Consider the following 22,448-nt stretch of genomic DNA (forward strand, 5'->3'; position numbering starts at 1 on the left):
CTGTATTGAACAACACGATTCCTGTTCGATGGTGTTTAATTGTTGTCATCGGATGTAGAGGCAGCAAGCTCTGCCATCTCATTAGGGTCAACGCCTAATTCTTGGCAAGCATCTAAAAATGAAGCGCCAGTGTGACACATTAAAATATCAATTGCGGGCAGTAAATTAGGTGCTTCTGACATGTTTGGCCTCATTATGTTGTTAATAAAAAGATAATAATGTTAAGCACTGTCCCATAGTTTCACGACAAGCCCTAGAGATCTCGATCACAAAAATACATTTACTCTACGGATGATTTAAGTCGTGGCTGTTGTTGCTTGGCGGCGATAGGCGGTTTTTTAATGAGCTTGCTGACTTTATGTTAAGCGTTTGTGGTGAGCTGAAAATAATTGTTATCGCTTAGCTAAGCTCATACACTGAGGCATTATTGTGACACCCGATGATCCGCAGCGGCTGAATTCGCGGCGGTTCGCTATTCATAACAAGGAATTACCATGCTTGAATACTATTCAATGGCCAAACATCTCCATATGACGCTGGCGATGCTGAGTATTATTGGTTTTGTTTTCCGCTGGTTGTTAGCCTTGAAAGGCTCAGCGATGCTCAATCGCAGATGGTTGAAAGTTTTCCCTCACTTGGTTGATACCTTACTATTGGTCGCAGCTATTTTCTTGTGCATTGCTTCGCAACAATATCCCTTGGTTGAAAATTGGTTGACGGTTAAGGTTGTATTATTAGTGGTCTATATCTTACTGGGAGTGTTTGCCTTGAAGCGTGCGCCTAACCAGTTGATTCGAATATTGGCTGGCCTGGCCGCCATTGCGGTGTTTGCTCAGCTGTTGGTTGTGGCAATAACCAAGTCGCCGCTCGGGCTATTGGCTTAAGTGTATGTTTCGATTATCACTGCGTTCACTGCTGCTTAATCTATGGCATTTCTCTATCGTTTATAGTGTGGTGCTGATTAGTATTGGTTATTGTGAGGTAATGCAGCTGGATTTTGAAGTGGTGGATCAGGGGATTAATCGACACAAATGGAGCATTATTGGCCTATATTTTCTGTATTTGACCTTCTGGTGGTGGCTTAATCCTTACTTTACCCGCTTACGACGCTCCTACTAAATCAGGGCGCTTTACTTGTTGTGAGTGCGGTTAAAAGGGTTCCCTGTTGCTTGGTCATATGGGTTTGATTCGCTCGGATTTTTCTGGCCATACTAAGCTCAAATACCTCTTAAAAAGTTCGAGTCAAAGTCTGCTGTACTGGCTTACGAGGTATTTGGGTGAAGCAAACACTAGGCGCTTAACAAAGCGTCTTGTTGAATGGGCAGCTAAGCGAGCAAGCTCAATTGCCGCTTAGTTATAACGCCAATAACTGGGTAAGAATAAAACCAATACTGTTAGTACTTCTAGGCGTCCCAACAACATGCCGATCGAGAGTAACCACTTTGCGGAATCTGGTAGTAGGTGAAAGTTATGATCAGGGCCGATCACTCGACCGAGACCGGGGCCCACATTGGCTAAGGCGGTCATCGCGCCAGATAAAGCGGTGACCGGATCTAAACCGAGTAAAGCGAGGCCGCTAGCGAGTATGATCAGGGTAAAGAAGAACGCAAAAATAAAGGCGACCAAGGAGCGAATATGCTGCTCACTCACAACCCGGCCGTTATAGCGATGTGGGTAGATACCGTTGGGGTGTAGTAATTGTTTGAGTTGTCGTGAAAATAAACCACTGGCTAATTGAAAGCGGAAAATTTTAATACCCCCCGAAGTCGACCCCGAACAAGCACCCACCAACATTAAAAAGATAAATAACACGGTGGTGAAATTCCCCCAATGGCTGAAATCGGTGAGGCCATAGCCAGTGGTGGTGATGATTGAAATAATATTGAAGGTGCTAATTCGCATTGCATCGAGCAATGAGAAAGTTCCATGCAGCCATAGCCATAGGCTCATCATGCCGCCTAATACTAAGATGACGGTAATAAACCCTCGGACTTGAGCATCTCGCCAGATATAGCGTAAATCGCGGTGGCGTAGGGTTTGCACCAATAATAAGAACGGCAGGCCACCTAGCAGCATAAACATACTACTCACCCAATGACTGGCGTTACTAAAGTGTGCCATCGATTCATCGGAGGTGGAGTAACCGCCAGTGGAAATAGTGGTCATGGAGTGATTGATCGCTTCAAACCAGTCCATACCCGTAATATGGTAGGCAACAGCACAAAGTAACGACAGTAATAAATAAACCTTTAGCATATTACTGGCGACGTTTTTAGTTTTGGGCGTGTTTTTATCTGACCAGTCGGAAGATTCAGTTTGGAACAGCCGCATTCCGCCAACATTTAAAAACGGTAAGATGGCTACGCTGAGTACGATAAAACCAATGCCACCTAACCATTGCAACATCGAACGCCACAGCAAAGCACTCTTGGGCATGTCATCTAATCCGGCCAATACCGTTGAGCCAGTTGTGGTTAGGCCAGACATGGTTTCAAAAAAGGCATCGGTAAAACTAATGTGGTCGATACGATAGAGCGGCAGCGCGCCAAATAGACAGGCAACCAGCCAGACCGTGGTGGTGAGCAAAAACATTTCTCGAACCGATAGCTTGAATGTGGCCTTACTGCCCCAACGAATTAGCGCAAAGGAGGTGGTTTGAGTCAGTACAATGGTGTAAAAAAACTCAATGTAGTCGGGCTCATCGTAAGCCATACCTAAAGCGAGTGGTGCTAACATGAGTAAACTGAGTTTCGATAACACTAGCCCGACGATAAACATAATCGGCCGTAGATTTGGGATAATCACCAGCGGTTACCTTAAATTACAGGAAGAAGGGGCTAGGTTGGAATAAACGCTCAACCTCAGGAATAAACTTCTTATCCACTAAGAACATCACTACGTGGTCGTCTTGCTCGATCACCGTATCATCATGCGCGATAATCACTTGGTTATTGCGCATGATCGCGCCGATGGTGGTGCCCGGAGGAAGCTTAAGTTCGCCAACACTGCGGCCGACAACCTTGGAGGTATTATTATCACCATGAGCAATCGCTTCTATCGCCTCAGCAGCGCCATGACGTAAAGAATAAACATTAACAATGTCTGCACGCCTTACATGAGTTAACAGCGCTGAGATCGTCGCTTGCTGCGGTGAAATTGCAATGTCGATGGCACTCCCACCGCCTTGTACTAATTCAACATAAGCACCGCGTTGGATCAACACCATGACTTTCTTAGCGCCCATTCGCTTGGCGAGCATCGCCGACATAATGTTCGCTTCATCGTCATTGGTGACGGCAATAAAGACATCGACCTGCTCAATATTTTCTTCGCTCAATAGTTCTTGGTCGGAAGCATCACCACAAAACACAATTGTGTTATTGAGCATTTCGGCGAGTTGTTCGGCTCGTCGTTGATTATGCTCTATCAGTTTCACGCTGTATTGACTGTCGAGGCGTTTGGCTAATGCGGCACCAATATTTCCCCCTCCCACGATCATGATCCGGCGGTAAGGTTTTTCGAGTTTTTGCAGTTCTGCCATGACCTTACGGATGTGATCGCTCGCGGCGATAAAGAACACTTCGTCATCGGCTTCAATCACCGTAGTGCCTTGTGGCCGAATCGCGCGTCCTTGGCGGAAAATCGCAGCGACTCGGGTTTCAATGTCAGGCATGTGGTCCCGCAATACTGATAAAGCGTTTCCGACTAAAGGCCCTCCATAATAGGCTTTAATGGCAACCAAACCCACTCGGCCACGGGCAAACTGCATCACTTGCAGGGCGCCAGGGTAGTCGATGAGGCGGCTGATATAATCGGTGACTAACTGCTCAGGTGCGATCAGATGATCGACGGGGATGGCTTCGTCACAAAACAAAGCCTCTTTTTCCGCGAGTAATTCTTCTGAGCGGATCCGCGCGACTTTATTTGGGGTATTAAAGAGGGTATAGGCGATTTGGCAAGCTGCCATATTGGTTTCATCGCTGTTGGTAACGGCTACTAACATGTCGGCGTCATGCGCGCCAGCTTCACGCAGTACACTGGGGTGGGCTGCATGTCCCAATACGACTTGTAAATCAAACTTGTCTTGCAGTTCTCTAAGGCGATCCTGATCATTATCAACAATAGTGATGTCTGATTTTTCGCCGACTAGGTTCTCTGCTAGCGTGCCGCCAACCTGACCCGCGCCAAGAATGATTATTTTCATTATCCTAACAATACCTCAAGCATTCATTGCCAATTTTTAGTGTTACCTTTGCTGCAGCTAAAGGCAAGCTTAACCGTTGCTTTTACGCAGACGCGCATAATAAAAGCCATCCATGTTATTGTCACCGGGTAAAAGTTGCCAGCCGGGTTGCTGAGCCGTTTCGTTTTGGTTAATTGGGAGCAACTCAGCATCAGCAGTTTGTTGCAAAAATGCCGCGATTTGTTGGTAATTTTCTTCTGGAAGCACCGAACAGGTAGCATATAGCAATACGCCTCCGGGCTTAAGATGTTGCCACAGCGCGGTTAATATTTGTTGCTGTAGTTTTACTAACTCGGCGATATCGGCTTCTCTGCGGAGCCATTTTATATCGGGATGGCGACGGATTACACCAGTAGCGGAACAGGGCGCATCCAGTAGAATTCTATCAAAGGGCTGCTGATTCCAACGCTCAGGTTGGCTGGCATCGGCACAATGTAAGGTGGCTTTTAGCTGCAAACGTTGTAGATTTTCACTAACACGATTGAGTCGAGTTTGCTCGGTATCGACCGCGACGAGTTCGGCCAGTTGTGGCTGCAATTCCAAGATATGACAAGTTTTTCCGCCCGGTGCGGCACAGGCATCTAAGACTCGTTCTCCCGCCTGGGCATCGAGTAGCGCAGCTGCCATTTGGGCTGCGCCGTCTTGCACCGAAGCCGCTCCTTGAGCAAAATCAGGTAACTTATTGACTGCTTGGGCTTTCTCCAGGCATAAGGCTTGGGGGGCTAGCTCGCTATGCTGGCTGCCAATTTCCAGCTGGTTTAACTGTTGTTGATAGTCTAGAGTCGTTCCTTGAAGGGCGTTGACCCGCAACCACATCGGCGCATGTTGGTTATTGGCGGATAAAATATCCTGCCAACGCTGCGGATAAGCAGCCTTGAGTCGTTTGGTGATCCAGCTTGGATGACAAAATTGCAGACTATCGTTGGCGGTTAACTGCGGTTCAAGTTGCTCGCGTTGGCGCTCGGCATTTCGCAGTACCCCATTGACCAATTTCTTTAAGCTATGCAGCTTGAGTTGCTGGGTGGCTGAGACGGTCTCAGAGACTGCGGCATGCGCAGGTACCCGCATATAAAATAGCTGATAGAGCCCCACCATTAATAAAAAGTGGCCGTTACGGATTTTGCCTTTGAGGGGTTTATCCATCAATTGCTGTAACACCGCTTCGAAGCGCGGCAACCAGCGCAATACCCCAAAACACAGCTCTTTAACTAGCGCATGATCTCGCGCCACGACTTGCGGTAATACGCGAGGCAGCATTTGGCTTAAGGATTGCCCTGGTCGACCACTTGAAACAAAATATTGGCGGCAGCCGCACGGGCGTTAATTTGTTTGAGCTTTGGCTGTTCAGCCATGTTTATTCTCCAGCACCAGACCGGGGCTAAACCAGTCCTTTCGGGCATTGAGTACATCGGCGGCGGCTAAGGCTTTTTTGCCCGGCAGTTGAATTTGTTCTAAGCGTAAGGCGTCTTTGCCGGTTGCAACCACTATTCCGCCCTTATCGGCGCTGAGTATGGTTCCCGGGGGGGCGGTGTTTGGCATGGCCACAACACTGGCTTGCCAGACTTTCACATTTTGCTCGGCGACCGGAAAATAGCTGACCGGCCATGGATTAAAGGCGCGAATACAGCGTTCGATAAATTCGGCGTCTTGTTGCCAGTCGATACAAGCTTCGGCTTTGGTTAACTTTTTCGCGTAATTCGCCTGCGTATCATCTTGCGGAGTAGCGGTTAACTTGCCTAGGGCCATGCCATCAACCGCCTGGATGAGCGATAGAGGGCCAACTTCGGCCAGTCGCTGATACAGGGATGCGCTGGTTTCATCCTCGGTGAGGGCGACTTTTTCAAGTAATAACATATCGCCGGTATCTAAGCCGATATCCATCTGCATGATGGTGACCCCGGAATGGCTGTCACCGGCCCAAATAGCGCGTTGGATCGGCGCTGCCCCACGCCAGCGTGGCAATAGAGATCCATGCACGTTGATACAACCTAAGCGTGGCGTGTCGAGGATCACCTGTGGCAATAGCAAGCCGTAAGCCACCACCACCATTAAATCGGCATTTAATCCCGCTAACTGTTGTTGTGCGGTTTCAGCTTTAAAATTCTCCGGCTGATAAACGGGAATTTGGTGTTGTTCGGCCAGTTGTTTTACCGGACTAGTTTGCAGCTTTTTTCCGCGCCCTGCTGGGCGGTCGGGCTGAGTGTAAGTTGCGACAATCTGATGTTCGCTATTGATGAGTGCTGCTAAATGGCGCGCCGCGAAATCGGGCGTGCCTGCAAAGATGATCCGCAATGGCTTCACGCTGTTCTCCAAATTTGATGTTTTACGTTTAGCGTTTTGCAAGCTTTTGGAGCTTGGTTTTTAGCCGTTGGCGTTTCAGCGGGGAGAGGTAATCGATAAACAATTTCCCTTTCAGGTGATCTAACTCGTGTTGTACACAAATCGCCAATAAGCCTTCAGCTTCAAAAATTTGCTGGTTGCCATCGGTATCTAGTGTTTGTACTTTAATCTTTTCAGCTCTTGGTACATCAGCGCGATATTCAGGCACTGATAAACAACCTTCTTCGTTCAGCTGTTCACCTTCACTTTCGATGATTTTGGCATTAATTAACACCAAGGGTTGATTGCGTTCTTCCGATACGTCGATAACCACGATCTGTTGATGAATGTTGACCTGAGTCGCAGCTAGGCCAACTCCTTCTTCTAGATACATGGTTTCAAACATATTTTTGATTATAATTCTAATACTATCATCAATATTCTTAACGGGTTGCGCTATAGTCCTCAGACGCTCGTCGGGAAAACGCAATACTTCGAGTGCAGCCATAACTTTAGTCTTTATTCAGGTTTTGGTAGATTGAAGGTAATTCTAGTCATTTATCTGACTAAAAAACAGCTTTGCATAATAGGGATGTCGTCGGGAGACACTATGAAAGGGATTAAATGGGCTTGGTTAGTGGCTGCGTTACTACTTGCGGGTAACCTAATGGCCGACACTTTGCGTTTAAAAGATGACTTCCCCGAAGTGTATGTGGTGAAGAAAGGCGATACCTTATGGGACATCTCGGCGCTTTATTTACACTCTCCCTGGTTATGGCCACGCTTATGGCAATTTAACCCACATATTGAAAATCCGCATCTGATTTATCCTGGTGATCGCTTATCGCTAATTTATGAAAATGGCGAGCCACGCTTAGTGCGCAAGCGGATCGTTAAGAAATCACCACAGGTGCACATTGAAGAAAAAAAGCAGCCTATTCCAACCATTCCTCTGGCGGCGATTGGCAGTTTCTTGTCGCATGATCATGTGATTGACCAGCAGTCGCTACAAGATATCCCTTATGTACTCGGTGATAACGATGCTGAGTCGCGGATTGCTTTAGGGCGGGCTATTTATGTTCGAGGTGAGGCCGAACCGGGTAAATATTACGGGATCTATCGAGTCGGTGATAAATATACAGATCCCGAGACTAAAGAAAATTTAGGGCAAAAACTGAATTTTATTGGAGTTGGTTTGGCGGAGCGCTTACACCCAAATAATATGATCCAGTTTAAGGTTGTTCAGGTACTAAAAGAAATTAATCAAGGTGACATCATACTGGCGTTGCCTGACCAAGACCGCTTACCCGCCTATTTTGTGCCAAATAATAAGCAACTTGCTTCGCCCGGGGTGATTCTTTCTGCTGCCACAGATACCTCTGTAATGAGTCGTAACGATGTAGTGGTGATTAATAAAGGTATTCGTGACCATGTTGCGCCGGGGGATATGTTTGCGATTACTCAACCCGGCCAGGTGATGATTGATAAGGTACAACGCAAGTCCTACGAAGAGACGGCTAATCATTACGATAGATTGTTTAATAAGGAAGATCAGCGGGTGACCTTGCCGAATGAAAAAGTGGGCGAATTAATGGTATTTAAATCTTATGATAAGGTCAGCTATGCCATTATTACCGACAGTAGAGTGATGGTGCGGGCTAATTATTTGGTCGAGAGTTTATAGTTGCTGCCGAGCTTAACGCTTGAACAGTACCTGCGGCTGGCCGGAGTGCCCCGCTTTTCTCCCAGCCGCCTGTTGGCGGTCTTAACTCGTTGTAGTGTAGAACAATTATTTGCTGCAGATGCCAAGCAACTTGCTGCCTGGCAGTTTAGTGAGGCGCAAATTAAGGCGCTGTTGCACCCAGAACAAGTGCGTATGTCGCTTGCCCTGCGTTGGTTAGAGCAGGAGCGATGTCATTTATTGGGTTGCTTCGACCCGCTTTATCCCGAATGTTTAAGACAAATACAGCGGCCCCCTTTGCTGTTATTTGTGCGAGGCCATCCAACCTTACTCAGCAGCCAGCAACTTGCAGTTGTGGGCAGTCGTCATGCGAGTTGGCGGGGCCTACAGCAAGCTCAAGACTTTGCTCGTCAGTTAACACAACAAGGACTAACTATTACCAGTGGCTTGGCTTTAGGCGTTGACGCTGCAGCCCATAAGGGTGCTTTGCAGGCAAGGGGCGACGGCACGATTGCAGTCGTGGCGACGGGGCTTGATCGCGTTTATCCAAAACGGCATCAGGCTTTGGCGCATGAGATTGCGGAACAAGGCGCGATGGTAAGTGAGTTTTGGCCCGGTACCGCTGCGAAGGCTAATCACTTTCCTCGGCGAAATCGTATTATCAGTGGTTTAAGTTTAGCGGTCTTGGTGGTCGAAGCCGGGCTGCCTAGTGGCTCTTTACTCACCGCAAATTATGCCGCTGAACAGGGCCGTGATGTATTCGCTGTCCCTGGAGCTATTGATGACCCTTTGCATGTAGGTTGCCATCACTTAATTCAGCAAGGCGCTAAATTAGTCACCTCTGCGGCCGATATAACAGAAGAGTTAGTTGGTTTTGTTGCTCAGCCAGAACAGCATTTAGCGTCGCTGGAGCAAAATATGCAAGAACAAGATTTGCCTTATCGGCAATTGTTGGATAACTTAGCATATGAGAGCACTTCAATTGATGATTTGGTCTTAAGCACTCAACAACCTGTTGATGCTGTACTGGCTCAGTTAACTGAGCTTGAGATATTGGGTGTTGTGGCCGTCGTGCCAGGTGGTTATGTGAAGCTGAGGAGGAACTAGTTATGTTTGATATCCTCATGTATCTATTCGAAACTTACATTCATAGTGATGTAGAGCTGCTGATGGATCACGATGAGCTTACAGAAGAGCTTAGCCGTGCGGGATTTCATAAAGAAGAGATCTATAAGGCCTTAGATTGGTTGGAACAACTTGCAGCCTTGCAAGATAGTGACAAACAACCTTATTTGAATCCTTCAGATATACCATCATTACGCATTTATACTGCGCCAGAAATTGCCAAGTTAGATGTTGCTTGTCGAGGTTTCCTACTGTTCTTAGAACAGATGAAAGTCTTGAATGCTGAAACACGTGAAATGGTAATTGACCGGGTGATGGAGCTTGACGGACCAGAACTTGAGCTGGAAGATTTGAAATGGATCATTTTGATGGTGCTATTCAATGTTCCCGGTAGTGAGTCGGCCTATCAGCAAATGGAAGAATTGTTATTTGATCTTGGTGACGGGCCTCTGCATTAAAGTGCTTAGGTTTGAAGCGATGATACACCGCTAACTGGCGGTGTTTCAGGCTGCTTATTGCTCAATCAGACACGCCGCTGTCGAATTAATACGCCTCAACCTGCAATTTTGTTATGCTTAGCCAAGTTGAATGAGGTGTAGCCATGTCCAAAATTGATCCTAAATTGTTTTCTGCGCATGAACATGCCTTAGAGAAAGAATACGAGGTTTGTCCCAAGTGTGGTGGTGAGCTGCAGCATCGCAGTAGTAAATCGGGAGCTTTCTTGGGATGCAGCCAATATCCCAGCTGTGATTATAGCCGCGCCCTACACCAGCAAGACCACTCCTTGGAGAAAGTTTTACCCGGTACTATTTGTCCCGATTGTGGGGAGCCCTTGATGTTGCGACAAGGCCGCTATGGCATGTTTATCGGTTGCAGTGCTTTCCCCCAATGTCAACACATCGAATCGGCTCAGCCGCAAGCCGAAGACTCGCCCGATATCCAGTGCCCTGCCTGCGGTAAAGGGCAACTGGCGAAACGTCAATCTCGTTATGGTAAAACGTTCTATGCTTGTGATTGTTACCCGAAATGTTCGTATGCGGTCAATGATAAGCCAGTCGCGAAAGCTTGCCCTGATTGTGGCTGGAAACTATTAGTACTGAAAAAAACCGCAGCAGGAATACGCGAAGTTTGTCCGCAAAAAAACTGTCAGTATAAGAGTGCACCAATCGAGCAGAATTAAACTGGCGCAAACATTAAGGAAATAGAAAGGGAAGCTCGCTTCCCTTTTTGCTGGCTTTATATCGCACTGCATGTGAGATAAACAGTTATACCAATCTAACTCATGATCGGTTCAATCCTGCTGGCCTAAATCACTGCTAACGGCGTGATGTATCTTGTCATTAGGCCACTAGTTACTGAACTTCACGCTGGGTTATCGGCAGATTTATGCTGCGCAATAAGTTGATCATATAATGAATCAGATTGATATTAGTCTTCGACGTTCAGCTCTTTGAGTTTACGGGTGAGCGTGTTTCTCCCCCAGCCTAATAAGCGAGCGGCTTCTTGTTTATGCCCATGGGTATGTTCTAAGGCGGTGGTGAGCATGATCCGTTCAAAGTCGGGCATGGCTTCACCCAAAATATCAATTTGTCCCGAGACTAACTGTTGCGACACCCAAATTTTTAGCAGGGTTCTCCAGTTTCCTTCACTATTCTCCTCGTGTTCGGTGACGACCGGTTTGCTTAACTCAGTCGGAAGATCCGCCGGTAATACTTCTTGACCACTGGCCATCACCGTAAGCCAGCGGCAAACATTCTCGAGTTGTCTTACATTACCTGGCCAAGCGAGTTGCATCATGAACCTTTGGGTATCTTTGTGTAAGGATTTACTCTCTACATTTAGTTCTTTGGCGGCCTGGCTTAAGAAGTGTTTGGCGAGTGATGGAATGTCTTCACGACGTTCACCCAGAGATGGTAAGTGAATTCGAATCACGTTGAGGCGATGGAATAAATCTTCACGGAAGTCGCCTTCGGTCACTTTCTTCTCTAGGTTCTGGTGGGTTGCCGCAATGATCCGTACATCCACTTGAACAGGTGAATGGCCTCCGACCCGATAAAACTGTCCATCCGCTAATACCCGTAATAAACGAGTCTGAATATCGAGAGGCATGTCACCAATTTCATCTAGAAATAGGGTACCGCCGTTGGCTTGTTCGAAGCGTCCATGACGAATATTGTTAGCACCCGTAAATGCCCCTTTTTCGTGGCCAAATAGTTCAGATTCGATTAAATCTTTAGGGATCGCGGCCATGTTTAAGGCAATAAAGCTGCCATTTGCGCGGGGGCTGTGTTTGTGCAGTGCATGGGCAACCAGCTCTTTACCGGTCCCCGATTGACCGTTAATCAAAACTGAAATGCTAGAGCGGGATAGGCGTCCAATCGCCCGAAACACTTCTTGCATCGCAGGTGCTTCACCAATAATTTCTGGTGCGGGAGAACTGGGTTTGCTACTGACTTTATTACCTTTTTGCTCGCGGGAAACGGCAACGGCCCGTTCGGTTAAGGCGACTGCTTCATCAATGTCGAAGGGTTTGGGTAAGTATTCGAATGCGCCCCGTTGATAGGCATTTACCGCACTATCGAGATCGGAGTGGGCGGTCATAATAATCACCGGCATTTCTGGAAAATGGGTCTGGGTTTTTTCGAGTAAACTTAAACCATCCATGCCTGGCATTCTAATATCAGAAATAACCACATCGGGCTGCTCGTAATCGAGCTGCTGTAGCATCAATTCTCCATCGGCAAAGCTTAAGCAGTCGTAGCCCGCAGTTTTTAATGCTTTTTCCAACACCCATCTGATAGAGCTGTCGTCATCAACTACCCATACTGTTGCTGCCATCTTAGTACATCCTTAACGTCTTAGGGGAAGATGAATGGTAAACTCGGTGTGACCCGGCCAACTTGCGCATTCAATCTTGCCTTTATGTTGATTGATTAAATTTTGTGCGATTGATAAGCCCAAACCAGTACCGCCTTCTCGTCCCGTGACCATAGGGTAAAATAGGGTGTCGAGAAGTTCGGTTGGTATGCCTGGGCCGTTATCGATGATTTTAATTTCTGCTGCTAATCTGAAGCGCCGGCCCGCAATGGTGGCTTGGTGCGCGGTTCTGGTGATGATATTGATGGTTCCGCCTGCAGAGCCAAGCGCTTGAATTGCATTCTGTACAATATTGAGAAAAGCCTGCAGTAATTGTTCGTGGTCCATTTCAAAATCGGGAATACTTGGGTCGTAATCACGATCGATGGTGATCCCCTCGGGGAGTTCGAAGCCAACTAATTGGCGTACTTTTTCTAATACCGAATGCACATTGTGTAATTCGTGTTGACCGGGACGCTGTGGCCCGAGTAAACGATCAACCAGTTTTCGTAATCGATCCGCTTGCTCGATGATAATGCCAGTGAACTCTTTCAGTTCTGGATTTACCAGTTCTTTTTCCAATAGCTGTGCTGCGCCCCGTAATCCACCTAGTGGATTTTTTATCTCGTGAGCTAAACCGCGCACCAATTCCTTGGCCGCTTGTTGCTGAGCGTGTTGATAAAGTTCCTGTGAGATTTTCTTTTGTTGGCCAATGGCACGCATTTCTAACATTAAGCGATAGGAATGTTGCTCTTGTAATCGGGTCGCCGAGAGCTCGACCAAGGCATGATGGTTATCAAACACCAAGGTGACTTCGTTGTCGGTAAAGCTTTGACCAACCCCGCAGATGCTGCCTAACTTACTTAGGTCTAGTGAGCTGTGTTTAATTTGTAAAGTCAGTGGTTCGTTGATCAGCCGTTTCGCACTTTGCCCGAGTAATTGCTCGGCCGAAGCATTCACATATTGGATATTGAGTTCAGCATCGAGCAACACAATCGCTGTTACCTGATTTTCAAGTACCAAGCGCTCTAGCCCAGAAATCTTCAACACAACTCTCTCCTGAATGGGTAGCACCACTTTGGTGCCTCTGCACTAATTTTAACGCTAAAAAGCAGAGAATGAGAACTTAGCTTCCCCCTGCTGTAGTGCTTACGCTGCCTGATGTTTTAGCACGGTGCAAAAATATGGTTATTGTTTCGGATGATGCAATAAGCTTGCCCGAACTATCGACTAGCTGCACTTGAATTGTGTGGGCGCCTCGATCAATGTTGGTGAGTTGAAAATGAGCTTGTTTAGATAACTGGCCTTGAGGCAGCTGATCGAGCACTAATTTGTAGCTCATGCTGTTATTTGGTGCGGGGGAGGTAGCGGCTTTGATGGTTATTTTACCTTGATTATCCCTGATTGTTTGTTCATTCAGTGGCTGGCTGATATTTAATTGATATTTGATGGTTTTTTCAGCTTTCTTGACTGCTGCCCGAGGGCTTACCAGTGGCCCTTGAGTTGCTGGAGGGACGGGGTTGACCTCTAATTGAGTGGCACCCGCTTGCGGCTGATCGGAGAAGTGAGTGACACCTTGTGCATCCACCCATTGGTAGACGGTGTTGTTTGCTTGGGCGCTGAACAATATGCAGTGCATCGCTAAAAAGATCGTTAAATATTTACCCATCTTTATTTCCTCTGAGCTAATTAATTAAGGTGGGCAAGATTTACATGAAAAGCAATAAAAAAACCCGCTTAAAAGCGGGTTTTTGAAGCGATTTAACGTTTTGTTTATACGCTGTAGTACAATTCGAACTCAACTGGGTGAGTTGTCATGTTAATGCGTTCAACGTCTGCAGCTTTCAATGCGATGTAAGAATCGATGTAATCATCACTGAATACGCCACCGGCAGTTAAGAATTCGCGGTCAGCATCTAGATTCTTCAGTGCGTCTTCTAACGAAGTTGCAACTTGTGGAATGGCTGCAGCTTCTTCTGCTGGTAGGTCGTACAAATCTTTATCCATAGCATCGCCAGGGTGGATCTTGTTCTTGATCCCGTCAAGGCCAGCCATCAACATGGCAGAGAATGCTAAGTATGGGTTGGCTGATGGGTCAGGGAAGCGAACTTCGATACGACGTGCTTTTGGAGATGGAACCACTGGGATACGAATTGACGCAGAACGGTTACGTGCTGAGTAAGCTAGCATTACCGGGGCTTCAAAACCAGGGACCAAACGTTTGTACGAGTTAGTCGAAGCGTTCGCAAAAGCATTGATTGCTTTCGCGTGTTTGATGATACCGCCAATGTAGAACAATGCAGTTTCAGATAGGCCACCGTATAGGTCACCAGCAAACAAGTTTTCGCCGTCTTTCCAAATAGATTGGTGAACGTGCATACCGCTACCGTTATCACCAACAACAGGCTTAGGCATAAAGGTTGCTGTTTTACCGTAAGCGTGAGCAACGTTGTGGACAACATATTTAAGAACTTGAGTTTCATCGGCTTTTTCAACAATTGAGTTGAATAAAGTTGCGATTTCGTTTTGACCAGCGGTTGCTACTTCGTGGTGATGCGCTTCAACCGTTTGGCCCATTTCTTCAAGTACTAAACACATTGCAGAACGTAGGTCTTGTGAAGAATCGACAGGGGCAACTGGGAAGTAACCACCTTTCACTCCAGGACGGTGACCAGTGTTACCATCTTCGAAGTGCTTGTCTGAGTTCCAAGATGCTTCATCAGCATCAATTTTGTACATAGAACCTGACATGTCAGTTTTGTATTTAACATCATCAAACAGGAAGAACTCTGGTTCTGGACCAAAATAAGCTGCATCTGCAACGCCAGTAGAGCGCATGTAAGCTTCAGCGCGCTTAGCAACTGAACGTGGGTCACGGTCGTAACCTTGCATCGTTGCGGGTTCAAGAATATCACAACGAAGGTTCAGAGTGTTTTCTTCAGTGAAAGGGTCTAATACGGCAGTAGATGCATCTGGCATCAAAACCATGTCAGATTCGTTAATGCCTTTCCAGCCAGAAATAGAAGAACCATCAAACATTTTACCGTCGGTGAAGAAATCTTCGTCAACCTGGTGAGATGGGATAGATACGTGTTGCTCTTTACCTTTAGTATCAGTAAAGCGTAAGTCAACGAATTTAACTTCTTGCTCTTTAAGCAAAGCTAAAACTTCTGCAGACATGTTTTTAACCTCCGGTGTCATCAAAATTGATGGTTCAAACGATTTAGTAGTATTTATGACGAATTAACGTTGTTGTGTTGCTTCAAGCTAAAATTGTGCCAACACATAAGGCCTTGATATATATGGTGGTACTACGACTAGGCATCAAATTAGTGCAAACTAACGCACCTTATTGGTGCTATCTTTGTCCATATTGGTGCATGAGCTTTTGAGCAGATCAATCATACCCTAATTGCTAGTTAGAAAAACCGTGATCAACTTAAAACTATGAGAATTTGTCGTTTATATGTACAATAGCCCACTTTTTGATTTTACCTCATTATATAAAGGGCTAAACGCCGTGCTAGATAAGTTAAGAAACATCGCCATTATTGCTCACGTCGACCATGGGAAAACTACCCTGGTAGACAAGCTATTGCAGCAATCAGGAACTCTAACTACCCGTGGCGATGCTGAAGAGCGAGTCATGGACTCTAACGATATTGAAAAAGAGCGTGGTATTACGATTCTTGCAAAGAATACTGCTATCGAATGGCATGATTACCATATCAATATCGTAGATACTCCTGGACACGCCGACTTTGGCGGCGAAGTAGAACGTGTGATGTCAATGGCTGATTCGGTCTTGCTGTTGGTTGACGCACAAGAAGGCCCAATGCCGCAAACCCGCTTTGTGACTCAAAAAGCTTTTGCTCAAGGCCTGAAGCCAATTTTGGTGATCAATAAAATCGATAAGCCTGGCGCTCGTCCTGATTGGGTGATGGATCAAGTATTTGATTTATTCGATAACCTCGGTGCCACTGATGACCAATTAGACTTTAAAGTTGTTTACGCATCAGCTATCAATGGTTGGGCGACAATGGATTTAGATAATCCATCAGACAATATGGAACCACTGTTCCAAGCGATTGTAGATAACGTTGCACCTCCAGCCGCTGATCCAAACGGCGATTTCCAAATGCAAATCTCTCAGTTGGATTACAACTCTTATGTCGGTGTGATTGGTGTTGGCCGTATTACCCGCGGCAGTGTTGTGCCAAACCAGCAAGTGACCATTATTGGTGCTGATGGTAAGAAACGTAACGGTAAAATAGGCCTCGTGCTAAATTACCTCGGTCTTGAGCGTAAAGAAACTTCTCTCGCGGAAGCGGGTAACATTATTGCTATTACTGGTTTAGGCGAGTTAAAAATCTCTGACACCATTTGTGATACCAATAATGTAGAAGCTTTAACTCCTTTAAGCGTAGATGAACCAACGGTGAATATGACCTTCCAAGTGAACAACTCTCCGTTTGCTGGTAAAGAAGGTAAGTTTGTGACCTCTCGAAATATTTTAGAGCGTTTACAAAAGGAAATGGTGCATAACGTTGCATTACGTGTTGAAGAAATGGATGACCCAGATAAGTTCCGCGTATCAGGCCGTGGTGAGCTTCATCTGGGGATCTTGATTGAAAACATGCGTCGTGAAGGCTTTGAACTTGCAGTATCACGTCCAGAAGTAATTCTACGTACCGTTGACGGTCAACTAGAAGAACCCTATGAAACAGTGACCATTGATGTTGAAGAAGCGCATCAAGGCAGTGTTATGGAGCAAATGGGCATTCGTAAGGGTGACCTTACAGATATGGCACCAGACGGCAAAGGCCGTGTTCGCATGGACTTCCTAATGCCAAGCCGTGGTTTGATGGGTTTCCAAACTGAATTCATGACACTCACTTCGGGTTCTGGTTTGATTTATCATACTTTCGAGTGTTACGGTCCACACAAAGGCGGCACCATTGGTCAACGTCAAAATGGCGTATTAATCTCCAATGCTACCGGTAAAGCACTGACTTACTCGTTGTTTAACTTACAAGACCGAGGTCGTTTGTTTGCTAAACATGCTGACGAAGTATACGAAGGTCAGATTGTTGGGATCCATACCCGTGAAAACGACCTAACGGTAAACTGTTTGAAAGGTAAGCAGCTCACCAACGTTCGTTCTTCTGGTACCGATGAAGCTCAAACCCTTACGCCGCCGATCGTGTTAACTCTAGAGCAAGCTTTAGAATTTATTGATGATGATGAACTGGTTGAAGTAACGCCAGAGAGTATTCGTATTCGTAAGCGCCATCTTACTGAAAACGATCGTAAGCGTGCAGCTCGGCCACCAAAAGCGCCATAAGCTGTGCTTATGACTTAAAAATTAACAAAGGCAGCGCAAGCTGCCTTTGTTGTTTCTGGAGCCGATTAAATGCAAATACCTGTTGTATACCAATCTAACTCATTATCTGTTCACTCTTACTGGGCTCAATCACCGCTAACTGCGTGATGTATTTTGTGATTAGAGCCATTAATTACTGCGCTTCATGTCTGGTTATCTGCGGATTTATTCAGCGCAACAAGTTGAGCATATAATTAATCAGCTTGGTATTACTCAAAGCAGGGGACTCACCACGTGTAATAAGTTCTCGATGAGGCGTCGGTAAAGAGGGCGTTTACGCCAGGCGATAGGGTCAATTTGGCTGCTCTGATCTAGATAAGTTCGTACAGTCTGATATAAGTTTTGAGCATATTGATGATCATCGATGATGCTGGTGACTTCAAAGTTTAACCAAAGGCTGCGCATGTCTAAGTTTACGCTGCCCACCAGAGCTACTTGTTGGTCGATAAGCAAGCTTTTGGTATGTAACAATCCTCCTTTGAAGCGGTAAATTTTAACGCCAGCATCTAATAATTGCTGGTAAAATGAATGACTGGCATAGCGAACTAAGAAAGAATTATTTCGTGCAGGTAAAATTAGCACCACTTCTACACCGCGATTAGCTGCGCTAACCAAGGCCATTTGTAGACTTTCGTCGGGAACAAAATAGGGGCTGGTCAATATAATTTGCTGTTGTGCGACATACAAAGAAGTTAGCAGCAGTTGGATGATATGGTCTCCAAAGATGCCCGGTCCCGAAGGCATAATTTGCATTGACTGCTGCCCCTTAACTGCAAATGAGGCTTCAAAACTGATGGCCTCAATTAATGGCGTATCGGTTTCCATCTCAAGATCGTAGGCCACCACCGCTTGTAGGTTGATGGCAGCAGGGCCTTCGACCCGTAGCATCAAGTCGACCCATAGCCCAAAGCCACTGGTTTGCTGAAATAATCGAGGATCCACCAAATTCATTGAACCGGTATAAGCGATTTTCTGATCGAAAGCGGCAATTTTTCGGTGCAAACGTAAGTCGACACGTTGCAGTAACATCCGTATCGGATTGGCGTGCAGCGCTTCCACAACATTGACCCCCGCTTGTGCCAGTTGCTGTCGTTTCACGGAACGAAGAAACTGCCGAGAGCCGACCGAGTCGGCGAGCAGGTAAACGCTGAGTCCTCGGCTTGCTGCAGCGGCTAATGCATCCAGTAAGGGGTCCACTAAACCGCCCTCCTGCACAATGTAAAATTCAAAATAAATACTTTGTTGTGCTTGAGAGGCATCTTCGGTGAGTCGTCGTAAAGTCTCCAGCGAGTCATCTAAATTGGTGAGTTGATTGCCGCCTAGGATCGGTAGGCCTAGCAGTCGTCGGGTGAGTCGATTGAGTGGCTCTGCTTGGGCAGAGCAGGCATGCTCCTGCACATAAGGAGAGCGACTAAATTGATGGATGCTTTGTTTATACTTTACTTCTATTAAGCGTGCGCGTTTCACGCGTAAGCGTCCTAGATAGCGCTCACCAAATAATTGGTAGCAAATAATACCGAGTAGCGGAATTGCGATAATAAGTAGCAGCCAGCTCAGAGTCACACCGACAGGGCGGCGTTTGATCACCACTTGAAAGATCACCGCAATGATCAGCAGGGAATAAATTAGTAGCGCTAAATCAGATAAGACGGTATCTAACAACAGCTTCTCACCCCAGTTCAAATGATAGAGTTTAAAATTAGCATGAATTCAATAAAAAAGCCGCGACTAGAGAGGCGCGGCTTCGGTGAGCGATAATGCTGAGCGTTAACCTAAGGTGTCACTCGCTACTTTATAGCTTGGATCTTCAATCAGATTCACTTCAACCATGCTTCCGGCTTTACTTAATAGCTTACGGCATTCAGGGCTAAGGTGTTTAAGATGCAGCATTTTACCTGCTTTTTCATAACGTTCGGCCAAGGTATCGATAGCTTCGATAGCTGAGTGGTCACTCACTCGTGATTTAGCGAAATCGATCACGACATCTTTTGGGTCATTCTCGGGATTAAATAGCTCGAGAAAGTTGGCTGTCGAGCCAAAAAATAATGGACCATCTAACAGATAAACTTTGTGCTCTTCATCAACACTCTCGGTGGTGATATAGATGTGTTTGGCATGTTGCCATGCGAAGACCAGCGCCGATACGATCACGCCAATCACTACGGCGATGGCTAAGTCGGTGAATACGGTGACCACCGAGACCAAGACAATCACGAAAAAATCGGCCTTAGGAACTTTATTCATCATTCGTAGACTGGCCCATTCGAAGGTGCCTAATACCACCATGAACATCACCCCAACTAAGGCAGCTAAAGGGATCATTTCAATTAGAGAAGACCCAAATAAAATGAAACAAAGTAGTGCGAGTGCGGCTGTAATCCCAGAGAGACGACCGCGGCCGCCGGAACGAATGTTAATCATGCTTTGGCCTATCATCGCACAACCACCCATCCCGCCAAAGAAGCCTGTGGTCACGTTAGCAACCCCTTGGCCAATACATTCTTTATTACCGTGTCCTCGGGTGCTGGTCATCTCATCAACCACGGTCAGAGTTAATAGTGACTCAATCAGGCCGATCGCTGCGAGTACCACGGCATAGGGCAAGATGATGGTTAAAGTTTCAAGATTCAGCGGAACACTTGGAATGGCAAAGTTGGGTAGGCCACCAGCAATGGTCGCATCAGCGTGTCCGGTCATGCTACGCACAAAATCTACCACCGTACGGGCGTCTAAACCGAGCAGGTGAACCGCTACAGTTACGCCTACAATTGCAACCAGCGAGGCTGGCACTGCATTGCTAAGTTTGGGTAGAAAATGAATTATTGCCATGGTGGCTGCCACTAAAGCTAACATGGTCCACAATTGGGTTCCTTGCATCCATTCTAAGTCACCGAGGGCATTGCTAACTTTAAATTGGCTCAGTTGAGCTAAGAAAATCACAATGGCTAAGCCATTGACGAAGCCGAGCATCACCGGATGGGGCACCATCCGGATAAATTTACCTAAATGACATATACCCGCCAGAATTTGCAGTATTCCCATTAATACTACCGTGGCAAACAAGTATTGCACGCCGTGGTCGGCGACCAGTGCAACCATCACCACTGCTAATGCACCTGTAGCACCGGAAATCATTCCGGGGCGGCCTCCGATGATTGCAGTAATCAAACCAACCATAAAGGCCGCGTACAAGCCGACGAGGGGCTCGACGCCTGCAACAAAAGCGAAAGCGACCGCTTCGGGGACGAGTGCAAGTGCGACGGTTAAACCTGAGAGCAGGTCATTTTTAACCGTGGCTCCTCTAAATCTTGGAAATTCAAACATGTAGTTAGGATCCGGTGAACAACGAAACGAAATGGGGCAGGATTCTAGCATTAAATGTGATTTAGTTCAAAAAAACATCACCCAAATAAGTATCTATAGTGCTCGATAAAGATACATAAGCCCTTGTTAAACTTGAGTTGCGCCCTTAACTGAGTCATTCTTTGCAAGAATAATTATTTTTGGGGCAAGGGATCATGGCGCAATGGTTAACGGCAAGTCGCTGGCAAGGGCTGTGGGTTGAGGCGCAGGACTTTAGCGGATTTCTGCTCGAACGGATCAAAGATGGCAAACTGACCATGATCGCCAGTTCTCTCGCCTATGTGACCTTACTCTCTTTAGTGCCTCTGGTTGCAGTGACTTTTTCCATCATCAGCGCCTTTCCGGTGTTTGCTGGTTTTCAACAATTGATCGAAGATTTTGTGTTTAATAATTTCGTTCCCGCCTCTGGCGATGTGGTGCGAGAGAATTTGCGTGGCTTTGTGGATAACGCGTCGAAAATGACCACCGTTGGGATTGTTGCCTTAGCTGTGATCGCACTGATGTTAATTTCCTCCATCGATAAAAGTTTAAATATGATTTGGCGAGTGACGGTTAAGCGTCGCTGGCGCAGCGCCTTTCCCATTTATTGGATGATTTTGACGCTGGGTCCCTTATTGATGGGGGGCAGTTTGGCGCTGAGTTCTTATATTTTCTCGATACAGTTATTTGCCGATGAGACTCTATTGGGGATCTGGAACCAATTGCTACGGGTGGTACCGTTGCTGTTTTCTATTGGAGCCTTTTGTTTGCTTTATTTATTGGTACCGAATAAGCAAATCCGCTTTGTGCACGGTTTTACTGGTGCGGTGGTTGCAGCCTTGTTGTTTGAAGTGTGTAAACGTGGCTTTGCCTTTTACGTTTCGTCTTTTCCTTCCTATCAAGTTATTTATGGCGCACTAGCCAGTATTCCTATCTTGTTTGTTTGGGTTTATTTAAGTTGGATTGTGGTGTTGTTTGGTGCTGAAATTACTGCCGCTTTAGGTGAATTTACTCAGTTGAAAAATTCATCGCCAAATTCTGTTATTGAGGAATCGTCATGATTGCATTGATTCAAAGAGTGCGCCAAGCCAGTGTTAGCATTGAGGGGGAAATGACCGCAAGTATTGGTGCTGGCTTATTAGTATTGCTCGGTGTAGAGCAAGCTGATGATCAGGCCAAAGCAATTAAACTTTGCGAGAAGGTGATTAAATATCGAGTCTTTCGTGACGCTCAGGGGAAAACCAACCTAAATCTACAACAGGCCGGCGGCAGTTTGTTGGTGGTATCGCAATTTACCTTGGTCGCAGAAACCGATAAAGGTTTACGACCGGGATTTTCTAAGGCGGCCACCCCGGATCAAGCTAAATTTCTTTACCAATTTTTCGTGGAGGCTTGCCGGGACCGAGGGCTGGCTACGGAAACGGGCACTTTTGCCGCCGATATGCAGGTTTCCTTGGTCAATGATGGGCCAATGACCTTCTGGTTGCAGGTGTAATTAG

At 46.4% G+C, this 22,448-nt stretch carries 20 protein-coding genes and 1 pseudogene; 9 read left to right on the forward strand and 12 right to left on the reverse strand.

Annotated features, from left to right (window positions below; genetic code table 11):
• Positions 1–35 precede the first annotated feature (35 nt).
• The gene (locus ACRRSW_RS01195; protein WP_432455021.1) at positions 36–182 is read right to left on the reverse strand and encodes a hypothetical protein; all 147 of its coding nucleotides are present in this window, start codon (positions 180–182) and stop codon (positions 36–38) included.
• A 312-nt stretch (positions 183–494) separates the two neighbouring features.
• On the opposite strand from ACRRSW_RS01195, the gene ACRRSW_RS01200 reads away from it, so the two are divergent.
• Positions 495–884, forward strand: coding sequence for a SirB2 family protein (locus ACRRSW_RS01200; protein WP_432455020.1), 390 nt, complete (start codon positions 495–497; stop codon positions 882–884).
• Between the two features lie 4 nt (positions 885–888).
• Positions 889–1,119, forward strand: a complete 231-nt coding sequence (locus ACRRSW_RS01205; RefSeq protein ID WP_432455019.1) for a hypothetical protein — start codon at positions 889–891, stop codon at positions 1,117–1,119.
• 231 nt (positions 1,120–1,350) lie between these two features.
• Here ACRRSW_RS01205 and ACRRSW_RS01210 read toward each other — a convergent pair whose 3' ends face one another.
• The 5 genes and pseudogenes from ACRRSW_RS01210 to def form a co-directional block, all read right to left on the reverse strand.
• Complete coding sequence (locus ACRRSW_RS01210) at positions 1,351–2,799, reverse strand: TrkH family potassium uptake protein (RefSeq protein ID WP_432456114.1); 1,449 nt, start codon at positions 2,797–2,799, stop codon at positions 1,351–1,353.
• 22 nt (positions 2,800–2,821) lie between these two features.
• A complete protein-coding gene (trkA, locus tag ACRRSW_RS01215; protein ID WP_432455018.1) occupies positions 2,822–4,204 on the reverse strand; it encodes a Trk system potassium transporter TrkA in 1,383 nt (460 codons plus the stop codon).
• Positions 4,205–4,273: 69 nt separating this feature from the next.
• Positions 4,274–5,595 (reverse strand): annotated as a pseudogene (gene rsmB, locus ACRRSW_RS01220) (16S rRNA (cytosine(967)-C(5))-methyltransferase RsmB).
• On the reverse strand, positions 5,588–6,544 hold the full coding sequence (gene fmt / locus ACRRSW_RS01225; protein WP_432455016.1) for a methionyl-tRNA formyltransferase: 957 nt from the start codon (positions 6,542–6,544) through the stop codon (positions 5,588–5,590). The pseudogene rsmB and the gene fmt overlap by 8 nt, the downstream one beginning before the upstream one ends.
• Before the next feature lie 28 nt (positions 6,545–6,572).
• Positions 6,573–7,070 (reverse strand): peptide deformylase, encoded by a 498-nt coding sequence (gene def, locus ACRRSW_RS01230; protein ID WP_432455015.1) that lies wholly within the window; start codon positions 7,068–7,070, stop codon positions 6,573–6,575.
• Between the two features lie 102 nt (positions 7,071–7,172).
• On the opposite strand from def, the gene ACRRSW_RS01235 reads away from it, so the two are divergent.
• From ACRRSW_RS01235 to ACRRSW_RS01250, 4 genes are all read left to right on the forward strand, one after another.
• Positions 7,173–8,246, forward strand: coding sequence for a LysM peptidoglycan-binding domain-containing protein (locus ACRRSW_RS01235; RefSeq protein ID WP_432455014.1), 1,074 nt, complete (start codon positions 7,173–7,175; stop codon positions 8,244–8,246).
• Positions 8,247–9,350, forward strand: a complete 1,104-nt coding sequence (dprA, locus tag ACRRSW_RS01240; protein WP_432455013.1) for a DNA-processing protein DprA — start codon at positions 8,247–8,249, stop codon at positions 9,348–9,350. It abuts the gene before it with no gap.
• Positions 9,351–9,352: 2 nt separating this feature from the next.
• Positions 9,353–9,826, forward strand: a complete 474-nt coding sequence (locus tag ACRRSW_RS01245) for a DUF494 family protein (RefSeq protein WP_432455012.1) — start codon at positions 9,353–9,355, stop codon at positions 9,824–9,826.
• Positions 9,827–9,969: 143 nt separating this feature from the next.
• Positions 9,970–10,548 carry a DNA topoisomerase family protein gene (locus ACRRSW_RS01250; protein WP_432455011.1) on the forward strand — a complete coding sequence of 193 codons (579 nt, stop codon included), beginning with the start codon at positions 9,970–9,972 and terminating at the stop codon, positions 10,546–10,548.
• 248 nt (positions 10,549–10,796) lie between these two features.
• Here ACRRSW_RS01250 and glnG read toward each other — a convergent pair whose 3' ends face one another.
• The 4 genes from glnG to glnA all read right to left on the reverse strand — a co-directional run bounded on the left by glnG (position 10,797) and on the right by glnA (position 15,404).
• Positions 10,797–12,206 carry a nitrogen regulation protein NR(I) gene (glnG, locus tag ACRRSW_RS01255; protein ID WP_432455010.1) on the reverse strand — a complete coding sequence of 470 codons (1,410 nt, stop codon included), beginning with the start codon at positions 12,204–12,206 and terminating at the stop codon, positions 10,797–10,799.
• 12 nt (positions 12,207–12,218) lie between these two features.
• Positions 12,219–13,274 carry a nitrogen regulation protein NR(II) gene (gene glnL, locus ACRRSW_RS01260; protein ID WP_432455009.1) on the reverse strand — a complete coding sequence of 352 codons (1,056 nt, stop codon included), beginning with the start codon at positions 13,272–13,274 and terminating at the stop codon, positions 12,219–12,221.
• A 76-nt stretch (positions 13,275–13,350) separates the two neighbouring features.
• On the reverse strand, positions 13,351–13,893 hold the full coding sequence (locus ACRRSW_RS01265; RefSeq protein WP_432455008.1) for a DUF4124 domain-containing protein: 543 nt from the start codon (positions 13,891–13,893) through the stop codon (positions 13,351–13,353).
• 104 nt (positions 13,894–13,997) lie between these two features.
• Positions 13,998–15,404 (reverse strand): glutamate--ammonia ligase, encoded by a 1,407-nt coding sequence (gene glnA / locus ACRRSW_RS01270; protein WP_432455007.1) that lies wholly within the window; start codon positions 15,402–15,404, stop codon positions 13,998–14,000.
• Positions 15,405–15,744: 340 nt separating this feature from the next.
• Here glnA and typA point away from each other — a divergent pair, with 340 nt between their 5' ends.
• A complete protein-coding gene (typA, locus tag ACRRSW_RS01275) occupies positions 15,745–17,568 on the forward strand; it encodes a translational GTPase TypA (protein ID WP_432455006.1) in 1,824 nt (607 codons plus the stop codon).
• Positions 17,569–17,820: 252 nt separating this feature from the next.
• On the opposite strand, the gene cls is transcribed toward typA, so the two are convergent.
• Both cls and ACRRSW_RS01285 read right to left on the reverse strand, forming a co-directional pair.
• Positions 17,821–19,269, reverse strand: a complete 1,449-nt coding sequence (gene cls, locus ACRRSW_RS01280) for a cardiolipin synthase (RefSeq protein ID WP_432455005.1) — start codon at positions 19,267–19,269, stop codon at positions 17,821–17,823.
• A gap of 105 nt (positions 19,270–19,374) precedes the next feature.
• On the reverse strand, positions 19,375–20,931 hold the full coding sequence (locus ACRRSW_RS01285) for a SulP family inorganic anion transporter (protein WP_432455004.1): 1,557 nt from the start codon (positions 20,929–20,931) through the stop codon (positions 19,375–19,377).
• 194 nt (positions 20,932–21,125) lie between these two features.
• Between ACRRSW_RS01285 and ACRRSW_RS01290 the strand changes: the two genes are divergently transcribed.
• Positions 21,126–22,010: a virulence factor BrkB family protein gene (locus ACRRSW_RS01290; protein ID WP_432455003.1), complete on the forward strand. Its 885-nt coding sequence runs from the start codon at positions 21,126–21,128 to the stop codon at positions 22,008–22,010.
• The gene (dtd, locus tag ACRRSW_RS01295; protein WP_432455002.1) at positions 22,007–22,444 is read left to right on the forward strand and encodes a D-aminoacyl-tRNA deacylase; all 438 of its coding nucleotides are present in this window, start codon (positions 22,007–22,009) and stop codon (positions 22,442–22,444) included. Before ACRRSW_RS01290 ends, dtd begins: the two co-directional genes overlap by 4 nt.
• Positions 22,445–22,448 lie beyond the last annotated feature (4 nt).

The organism is Agarivorans sp. QJM3NY_25 (genome assembly GCF_050870875.2).
In the GTDB taxonomy this organism is placed as follows: domain Bacteria; phylum Pseudomonadota; class Gammaproteobacteria; order Enterobacterales; family Celerinatantimonadaceae; genus Agarivorans.